Source organism: Sphingorhabdus sp. (assembly GCF_035329025.1).
Taxonomy (GTDB): Bacteria; Pseudomonadota; Alphaproteobacteria; order Sphingomonadales; family Sphingomonadaceae; genus Sphingorhabdus_B.
On the sequence record NZ_DAOLHN010000037.1, the window covers coordinates 21,924 to 30,711 of the forward strand.

An 8,788-nucleotide genomic window follows, 5' to 3' on the forward strand; every position below is an offset into this window, starting at 1 on the left:
TCTCCCAAGGAGCCGATAGCGCACCACGCCTGATCGGTGCGCAACCGGCCCGCCCTGGACCACCCCGGGGCGGGCCAATTTATTTGTGGCGCTTCAGGCTGGTTCGAGCGTTGCCTGTTTCACCACATCATCGGCCAGCTTACCGGACAGTTCGGATAGATGGTCGAATTCCGCTGTAAAGGTAGCGAGCCCCTGACTCAGCGAACGTAGCTCGGCGTCAAGTCCGTTGAGGCTGGCCATAGGTATATGCGCCTCAACCATGTCCCAGCGCTGCCAATCGGGATGCGCGCCCAGATTCAAAATCTGCCCGCGCCGTGACGACACGACCGAACCCATTTTGGAACCCGTTCCCGGCGGCGATGCAATGGCGACACGTACGACCGGTTCCAGCAAATAAGGCTGGCACTGTGCCAGCGCCTCGCTCATCGCCAGCTTGCCTGCCAATCGGAAAGCCAGTTCGGAACTGTCAACCGAGTGATAGCTGCCATCGACCAAAGTCACAGCCACGTCGACCACAGGAAAACCCAGTGGGCCTTTTTGCATGGCATCGCGCACGCCGGCTTCTACAGCGGGTATCCACTGTTTTGGCACTACACCGCCCGAAATCTTCTCTTCAAAGACAAATCCCGAACCGCACGGCAGTGGACGGACCTCGATCACAACATCACCATATTGGCCATGCCCACCCGACTGCTTCTTGTGCCGACCACGCTGGGTCACGCCTTTGCGGATCGATTCCCGATAGGCGATTCTAGGGGCATGTGTCTCGACATCGACGCCGTAGCGCCGTTTGAGCCGTTGCAGCGTGACATTGAGATGTTCGTCATTGATCCCGCGCAGCAATGTTTCATGGCTGGAATCATCCTGCGTCCATTCGAGCGCCGGGTCTTCCTCGACCAATTTGTGTAATGCTGTCGAGAGCTTGACATCATCCTGCCGGTTCTTCGCGCGCAGAGCGATCGTGGCATTACGCGGCGGGAGGTCAATCAATTGTTCCGAGCCGTTGTCGCCGGATCTGCCGAAGATCATGCCAGCCTGCGCCGCATCAGCTTTTGCAATTGCAACAATGTCTCCGGCCTCGGCAGCAGTCAGTTTGTTGGTCTTGTCCCCCTGAAGGGCAAATAATGCACCAGCCCGGATGTCTTCGGTCAAGTCCGCGCCTTCGCTCAGGCCATTGCCCAAAACCCTCGCCAGCGCCAGCCGACCAACCGCGCCACCATTTGCTACTTTGAACACGTGAACGCCCTTGCCGTTGGTGCCCAGTCGCTGTGCAGCCAGTTCCACAGCAGGTGCTTCGTGACGCAGCATTTTGAGTAAGCGGTGGACGCCAAATCCGTTCAGCGCCGAGCCAAACATCACCGGCACTACCCATCCGGCCCGCGCCTCGTCCGTCAAATCCTTGAGCACGCGATCAAGGCTGGGCTGTTCGTCCATCAGCAGGGTTTCGAGCAACTCGTCATCATGATCGGCTAGCGTTTCGAGCATATGATACCGCTCGCTGGCTTCGCGTTCTGCAAGGTCTGCCGGAATGTCGATCCGCTCGCTCTCCTTGCCCGGCACATAGCGGTGCGCACGTTCGAGCGCGATATCGACAAAGCCGGTGATCTTTTCACCCTCGCGGATCGGTATTTGCCGGGCAACCAAAGGTGCGCCGCTCATCGGCTGCATCGCTTCAAGCAGGTCATGGATGCGCCCGCGCGCTGCATCAATCTTGTTGACGAAAACCGCGTGCGGGATGCCCAAGGCATCAAGGCGCCGCAATATGGGCTCGGCCAAGGCGGCGCGTTCCGGCTCCGGGTCAACGACGACGATTGCCATGTCGGCGCTGCCCAGCGCGGCATAGCCATCGGCTGCAAAGCCGACCGCGCCTGGCGTGTCGATAATCGCGAATTTGTCGCCCAGATATTCGAAGCGGGTCAGGTTGATCTCAGTTGATCCGCGCCGTGCACGTGCCTCCGGGCTTGAATCGCCCACTGTGGTTCCGGCCTCTACCGACCCAAGCCGGGAAATCGCGCCCGATGCGAATAGCATTGCTTCAGCCAGACTGGTTTTACCGGCCCCGGTGGGTCCAACCAGGGCCACGGCCCTTACGCCTGTGACTTTTGCTCCTTTGGTGGTGCTTGCCATCATTCGTCTCCTCTTGTTCAAGCGGAGCGTGCCGGCGCAGCCTTCAGCGTTGGATGTGCGCCAACGCGCAACAAAAACATCAGGGGCTGGCAAATAGGTCAGGACCGGATCGGGGGATATGGCCGAGGCGTATTTGCCAGTCCCTGACCAACAGATGCTGCGCCTATCCCACCTGAGTCGCAAGTGCAAAATGGGTTGCACCGCTTGCTGTCGCGACTAGGGTCATCAGCATGACAGACAAGATGGAATGGCAAGGACAGGTTGGCACCAGTTGGGCGCGGCAATGGCAGCGTACCGACCGTTCGTTCTCCCCTCTGACCGAGCGGTTGGTGGAGCGCATATTGGTAAGTGACCATGCCGGGAAAATAGCCGACATAGGCTGTGGGGCAGGTGAACTGTCGATCAAGATCGCCGATGCCCGACCCGACGGGCATGTGCTTGGGCTGGATATTTCAGCGGACTTGTTAGCGGCTGCATCAGAACGAGCGAAGGGTAGGTCCAATCTCAACTTTGGAGTGGCCGATGCGTCTGTATGGCAAGACCCGTCCTTCATCCCGGACCTCTACATATCCCGCCACGGTGTGATGTTTTTCGACGCTCCGGTTGCCGCCTTCACCAATCTGGCGGTAAGTGCAGCAGCAAATGCGCAAATGGTCTTTTCCTGCTTTCGGGCGCCGGCTGAAAATGCCTGGGCGACCAATATCGCAGCTCTTGTGCCTTCGGCACCATCCGGTGATCCGCATGCGCCCGGACCATTCGCCTTTGCAGATCCGGAGCGTGTGAAAGGCATCCTTTCCGTAGCTGGATGGACGGATGTCGGCTTTGAACCCGTCGATTTCGATTATGTCGCGGGCAGCGGCGAAGATCCTGTTGCAGATGCGCTAGATTTTTTCGGCCATATTGGCCCCGCCGCGCGCGCCATCAGGATGCTTGAGGGCGAAGCCCGTACCGCCTTTCTCGGTCGCCTGCGCGATCTTGCCGAGGCAAATCTGTACGACGGCGCAGTCCGCTTTGCGGCGGCAGCCTGGATCGTCACAGCACATAAGAATTAAACGAGGAGAGAGATATGACCCTGAAAGTCCACCACCTGAACAACAGCCGCTCACAACGCATACTGTGGCTGCTGGAGGAACTCGGGGTCGATTACGACATCGTCCATCATCAGCGGGATGCCGTTACCAACCTTGCGCCGCCCGAACTGCTTGACGTTCATCCTCTGGGCAAGTCGCCGGTCATCGATGACAATGGCCATATCGTCTATGAATCGGCGGCAATCGTGGAGTATCTGTGCGAGCGTCATGGCGGCGGGCATTTGGTTCCTGCGCGCGGAACCGACGATCATATCCGTTATCTCGAATGGATCCATTTTGCGGAGGGTTCGGCGATGACGCCGATGCTGCTCAATCTCTATACAGCCCGGCTCGGTGACGCCGCCGCGCCGTTGCGCCCGCGCATCGACCAGCAGCTCGAAAGCCATTTCCGCTACATCGAAGACCGCTTGCTGCCATCTGGCTGGCTGGTTGGCGACAGCATGACGGGCGCTGACATCATGGTCAGCTTCCCAGCTGAAGCAGCGGTCAAAATGGGTTGGGCAGGGGACAAGCCAAAGCTGACTGCCTATGTCGAGAAAATCCATGCTTTGCCGACCTGGAAGACCGCGCTCGAAAAGGGCGGGCCCTACGCTTATGCATAATCGCTGACGCTAAGCGATATATCCGGCTTGCAGCACGCTTTGCCGTCGCCTAAGTCGCGGCTGCTATGACTTCAACAAACGATATCCGCCGCGGCTTCCTCGACTATTTCGGCAATGCCGGACATGATGTGGTGCAGTCTGCACCGCTAGTGCCCTATAACGACCCGACATTGATGTTCGTCAATGCCGGTATGGTGCCGTTCAAGAATGTGTTCACGGGCCTTGAAACCCGGGAAACCCCGCGTGCTGCATCGAGCCAGAAATGCGTGCGTGCAGGCGGGAAACATAATGATCTCGACAATGTCGGCTACACCGCCCGGCACCATACCTTCTTTGAAATGCTCGGGAATTTCTCCTTTGGCGATTATTTCAAGGAACAGGCGATTAGCCATGCCTGGACGTTGCTGACCAAGGTCTGGGGCCTGAACCCCGACAAGCTGACGGCAACGGTCTATCACACCGATGATGAAGCCTTTGATCTGTGGAAGAAGATTGCCGGACTTCCGGAGCAGCGCATCATCCGTATACCGACCAGCGACAATTTCTGGTCGATGGGCGATACCGGCCCCTGCGGCCCTTGCAGCGAAATCTTTTACGACCATGGCGAGCATATTTTCGGTGGTCCGCCGGGAAGCCCGGACGAGGATGGCGACCGCTTCGTCGAAATCTGGAACCTCGTTTTCATGCAGTTCGAGCGACAGGATGATGGAACCGACATTCCGTTACCCAAGCCGTCGATTGACACCGGCATGGGGCTGGAACGCATCGCCGCCGTGCTGCAGGGTGTGCATGACAATTATGATACCGATACCTTCAAGGCGCTCATTGCAGCGTCGGAAGAGCTGACCGGAACCAAGGCAGAAGGCGAGCAGAAGGCGAGTCACCGTGTGATCGCGGATCACCTGCGTTCGACCAGCTTCCTGCTGGCCGATGGCGTTATGCCATCGAACGAGGGGCGCGGCTATGTGCTGCGCCGCATCATGCGCCGCGCGATGCGCCACGCGCATCTGCTGGGCGCGAAAGAGCCCTTGATGCACCGTCTGGTCGGCAGTCTGGCCGCCGAAATGGGGGCGGCTTATCCGGAGCTGCTGCGCGCCCAGCCACTGATCGAAGCGACGCTGAAACAGGAGGAAACCCAGTTCCGCCGTACGCTAGACAAGGGATTGAGGCTGCTTGACGAGGCAACCGGTGGCATGAAGGCGGGCGATGTGCTGGCGGGTGAAACCGCGTTCAAGCTCTACGACACCTTCGGCTTCCCTTATGACTTGACCGAAGATGCACTCCGCGCGCAAGGCTTTGGTATCGACCGTGACGGCTTCGATGCCGCTATGGACAACCAGAAAGCGATGGCGCGCGCCGCGTGGAAGGGTTCGGGCGCAAAGGCTTCGGATGAGGTCTGGTTCGATATTGCTGAGCGCGTCGGTTCGACCGAATTCACCGGTTACACCGCGACCGAAGGCGAGGGGCAAGTTGTTGCACTCGTCAAGGATGGCGCTGAAGTACAATCCGCCAAAGCTGGTGACAGCGTGACATTGATCACCAACCAGACGCCCTTTTATGGCGAAAGCGGTGGTCAGATGGGCGATGCTGGCACAATTTCGAGCTTGTCGGGCTTTGCAGCGACTGTCACTGACACCTCGAAGCCGCTCGGCCGCCTGCATGCGCATCAAATGACCGTCGACGCCGGCGAAGTGAAGGTGGGCGATGTCGTCCAGCTAAAGATCGATACCGTGCGCCGTGATACGCTCCGTTCGAACCACAGTGCCACACACTTGCTGCATGCGGCGCTGCGCAATCGCTTGGGTAGCCATGTGACGCAAAAGGGTAGCATGGTTGCACCGGATCGCCTGCGTTTCGACTTTTCGCACAATCAGGCTGTGACGCCGGAAGAAATTGCCGACATCGAGGCCGAGGTCAATGCGCAGATCCGCCGAAACACGGCGGTGACCACCCGCTTGATGGCACCCGACCAAGCAGTCGAGGCAGGCGCGCTGGCGCTGTTTGGCGAAAAATATGGCGACGAAGTCCGCGTGCTCAGCATGGGAGAGGTTGAGGGAGCCAATTATTCGGTCGAATTGTGCGGCGGCACCCATGTCAATGCGCTCGGCGATATCGCACTGATGACGATTGTTTCTGAAGGCGCTGTCGCGAGCGGTATCCGCCGTATTGAGGCGCTTACTGGCGAGGCAGCTCGCCAGCATCTTGCGCGCCGTGAAAGCCAGTTGAAGGACATCGCTTCATTACTGAAAACAGCACCTGATGAAGTGACAACGCGGGTCGAAACCCTTCTCGCAGAACGTCGCACGCTCGAAAAGGAACTATCGGACGCCAAAACCAAGCTTGCGCTTTCTGGTGGCGGTGGGCCCAAGGCCGAAGCCGAAAAGCTGGGCGACACCAATTTCATGGGACAGGTCATCCCAGGCATTGAGCCCAAAGCTTTGCGCGGGCTGGCCGACGAACAGATGAAGGCCTTGGGTGGCGGCGTGGTGGCAATCATTGCTGCCAACGAAAATGCCAATACCGTCGTTGTCGCTGTCTCGCCCGAATTGACCGGCAAATTTGCTGCACCCGATCTCGTTCGCGCCGCCACCACCGCCATGGGCGGGCAGGGCGGAGGTGGTCGTCCGGAAATGGCGCAGGGCGGTGGCCCTGCCGGTAGCGATCAGGCGCAGGCCGGGCTGGATGCGATCAAGGCTGCACTTGCTGGCTGAGCCTGCTGCGTAATTTGAGTCGGGGGGCTTCTTCCAGCTCCCCGGCCTCTTTGATGGCGCGACGGAATTCGTCGCGCTTTTCATGGATGGATGCGATCACCGGTCCCATCGCAATGCCGAGATCGACAAGAACTGCCTCTGACAGCTGAAGCGAGCTTTCGAGCGTTTCGGGTACCGCATCGCTAACCCCGGCCAGATAGAGTTCTGCGGCATGATCTGCGTCGCGGGCGCGGGCGACGATGGTGAGATCGGCAAATTGCGCGCGAATACGCTTCACCATCTTTGCCGCCAGGACAGGATCATTCATCGTCAAAACCAGCGCCTTTGCGGTATCCAGATGCAGACGGTGTAATGTCTGCGGCTTTCCGACATCGCCAAAAATGACATTATAGCCATCACGCCGCGCAGCCACGACTGCGTCCACATTATGCTCGACCGCGATATAGGGCTGGTCATGCGCTTGCAGCATTTCCGCAACCAACTGCCCCACACGGCCGAAACCGATAATGACTGTGCGCGGTTCGGCGTTTGAGTTGATCTCTTCTTCCAATGCCAGTCCGCTAGATCGCACTTGGATGCGGCGGGAAATATCATGGCCAATACGCGCCAAAATCGGTGTAATCAGCAGTCCGATCGCGGTTGCGACTTGCCAGAACCGGGCGGTTTCGGGATCGATGATTTGCGCCGCGCTGGCGGCCCCCAAAACGATCAAGGTCGTTTCGGACGGGCTGGCCATCAAAAGTCCAGTTTCGGTCGCAACGCCCGGCCGAGCCCCCGCAAATTTCAGCAGACTGCCAACAACAAAGGCGTTGATGACAACAGCAGCAACTACCGCCGCTGCCAGCCTTTCCCAATTGGACAGAATGAATCCAATATCGATCTGCATGCCGATGCTGATTAGGAAAACACCTAGCGCCAGCCCTTTAAAGGGTTCGACCACCGTTTCAACTTCGCCGCGATAATCGGTTTCTGCGATCAGCAAGCCAGCTATCAACGCGCCTACGATGGGGGAAAGACCAACCGCAGCAGTAGCGAGGCTCGACAATATGACGACCAGCAACGTTGCTGCGATGAACAATTCCGGGCTTTTGGTGCGTGCAGCCTGCCCGAACAGCGGCGGAAGCAGATATCGGCCCGCAACTAGCATCACGACGATCACTGACAGTCCCTGCCACGCCACCGAAAACAACGCATCCCATCCGCCACCGCTTGCTGCCTGCGGGCCAAGCACGCCGAGGACAAAGATGATTGGCACAATCGCCAGATCCTCAAACAACAGCATGGCGAATGCAGAGCGGCCCACAGAGGACGTTGTGCCTGCAATTGGCAGAACCAATGCTGTAGAAGACAGCGAGAGTGCGAGACCAAGCCCGATAGCTTCGGTGGCGTTGTAGCCAACGGCAAACAACGCGCCGCCAATCAAAATAGCGCCCCCAAACAATTCGGCGGCACCCAGCCCGAACACCTGCTTGCGCATCCGCCAAAGCCTGCGGAACGAAAGCTCTAGCCCAATACCAAACAGCAGCAGGATGATGCCAAATTCACCGATGCGGGTGATTTCGGCAGTGTCGGAAATGGTTATCCAGCGTAACCACGGATATTGCGCTGCAAGCGAGCCGAGACCCATGGGGCCGACCAGAACACCGACCAGCAGGAATCCGATAATTGGGGTGATCCGCAACCGGGCGAATGCTGGAATAACAATCCCCGCCGCGCCCAATATGACGAGCGCGTTGTTCAATCCTTCGGTATGGAGTTCGGCGGCCATGCCCCTTCTTAAGGGGAGCAAGCCGCCGATGTCAGCAAATTACTGCCAGCTGCCCATTTTTGTTTCGAGATTGGCGCGAACCGCTTCGAAGAATTGCTCGGTCGTCATCCACGCCTGATCGGGACCGATCAGGATGGCAAGGTCCTTGGTCATCGCGCCGCTTTCAACGGTTTCGATGCAGACCTGCTCCAAGGTTTCGGCAAAGCGCGTCACATCGGGCGTGTCATCGAATTTGCCGCGGAATTTGAGGCCGCCGGTCCAGGCAAAGATCGACGCAATCGGATTGGTCGAGGTCGCCTTGCCCTGCTGATGCTGGCGATAGTGGCGGGTAACGGTGCCGTGCGCCGCTTCGGCCTCAACGGTCTTGCCGTCAGGCGTCATCAGGATGGAGGTCATCAGACCGAGCGAACCGAAGCCCTGCGCCACCTGATCCGACTGGACGTCGCCATCATAATTTTTGCAAGCCCAGACGAACTTGCCGCTCCACTT

6 protein-coding genes are annotated in these 8,788 nt (G+C 58.7%); 3 read left to right on the plus strand and 3 right to left on the minus strand.

Annotated elements, in window-relative coordinates; genetic code table 11:
- Positions 1–93: 93 nt before the first annotated feature.
- Positions 94–2,130, minus strand: coding sequence for an elongation factor G (locus PKC81_RS11070; RefSeq protein ID WP_324336038.1), 2,037 nt, complete (start codon positions 2,128–2,130; stop codon positions 94–96).
- Positions 2,131–2,357: 227 nt separating this feature from the next.
- On the opposite strand from PKC81_RS11070, the gene PKC81_RS11075 reads away from it, so the two are divergent.
- From PKC81_RS11075 to alaS, 3 genes are all read left to right on the plus strand, one after another.
- Entirely contained in the window at positions 2,358–3,179 is an 822-nt protein-coding gene (locus PKC81_RS11075; RefSeq protein WP_324336040.1) for a class I SAM-dependent methyltransferase, read from the plus strand.
- 14 nt (positions 3,180–3,193) lie between these two features.
- The gene (locus tag PKC81_RS11080) at positions 3,194–3,820 is read left to right on the plus strand and encodes a glutathione S-transferase (RefSeq protein ID WP_324336042.1); all 627 of its coding nucleotides are present in this window, start codon (positions 3,194–3,196) and stop codon (positions 3,818–3,820) included.
- A 65-nt stretch (positions 3,821–3,885) separates the two neighbouring features.
- On the plus strand, positions 3,886–6,531 hold the full coding sequence (gene alaS / locus PKC81_RS11085; protein WP_324336044.1) for an alanine--tRNA ligase: 2,646 nt from the start codon (positions 3,886–3,888) through the stop codon (positions 6,529–6,531).
- On the opposite strand, the gene PKC81_RS11090 is transcribed toward alaS, so the two are convergent.
- Positions 6,509–8,299, minus strand: coding sequence for a cation:proton antiporter (locus tag PKC81_RS11090; protein ID WP_324336046.1), 1,791 nt, complete (start codon positions 8,297–8,299; stop codon positions 6,509–6,511). The two genes, alaS and PKC81_RS11090, sit on opposite strands and share 23 nt — an antisense overlap.
- Positions 8,300–8,338: 39 nt before the next feature.
- Positions 8,339–8,788: isocitrate/isopropylmalate family dehydrogenase (locus tag PKC81_RS11095; RefSeq protein WP_324336048.1), on the minus strand; the 450-nt coding region annotated here is incomplete at its 5' end.

What these genes read in the sequence shown, in the direction of transcription:
- alaS (WP_324336044.1), top strand. Translation starts at nt 3,886, where the DNA reads ATGACTTCAACAAACGATATCCGCCGCGGCTTCCTCGACTATTTCGGC.
- PKC81_RS11090 (WP_324336046.1), bottom strand. Translation starts at nt 8,299, where the DNA reads ATGGCCGCCGAACTCCATACCGAAGGATTGAACAACGCGCTCGTCATA.
- PKC81_RS11075 (WP_324336040.1), top strand. Translation starts at nt 2,358, where the DNA reads ATGACAGACAAGATGGAATGGCAAGGACAGGTTGGCACCAGTTGGGCG.
- PKC81_RS11070 (WP_324336038.1), bottom strand. Translation starts at nt 2,130, where the DNA reads ATGATGGCAAGCACCACCAAAGGAGCAAAAGTCACAGGCGTAAGGGCC.
- PKC81_RS11080 (WP_324336042.1), top strand. Translation starts at nt 3,194, where the DNA reads ATGACCCTGAAAGTCCACCACCTGAACAACAGCCGCTCACAACGCATA.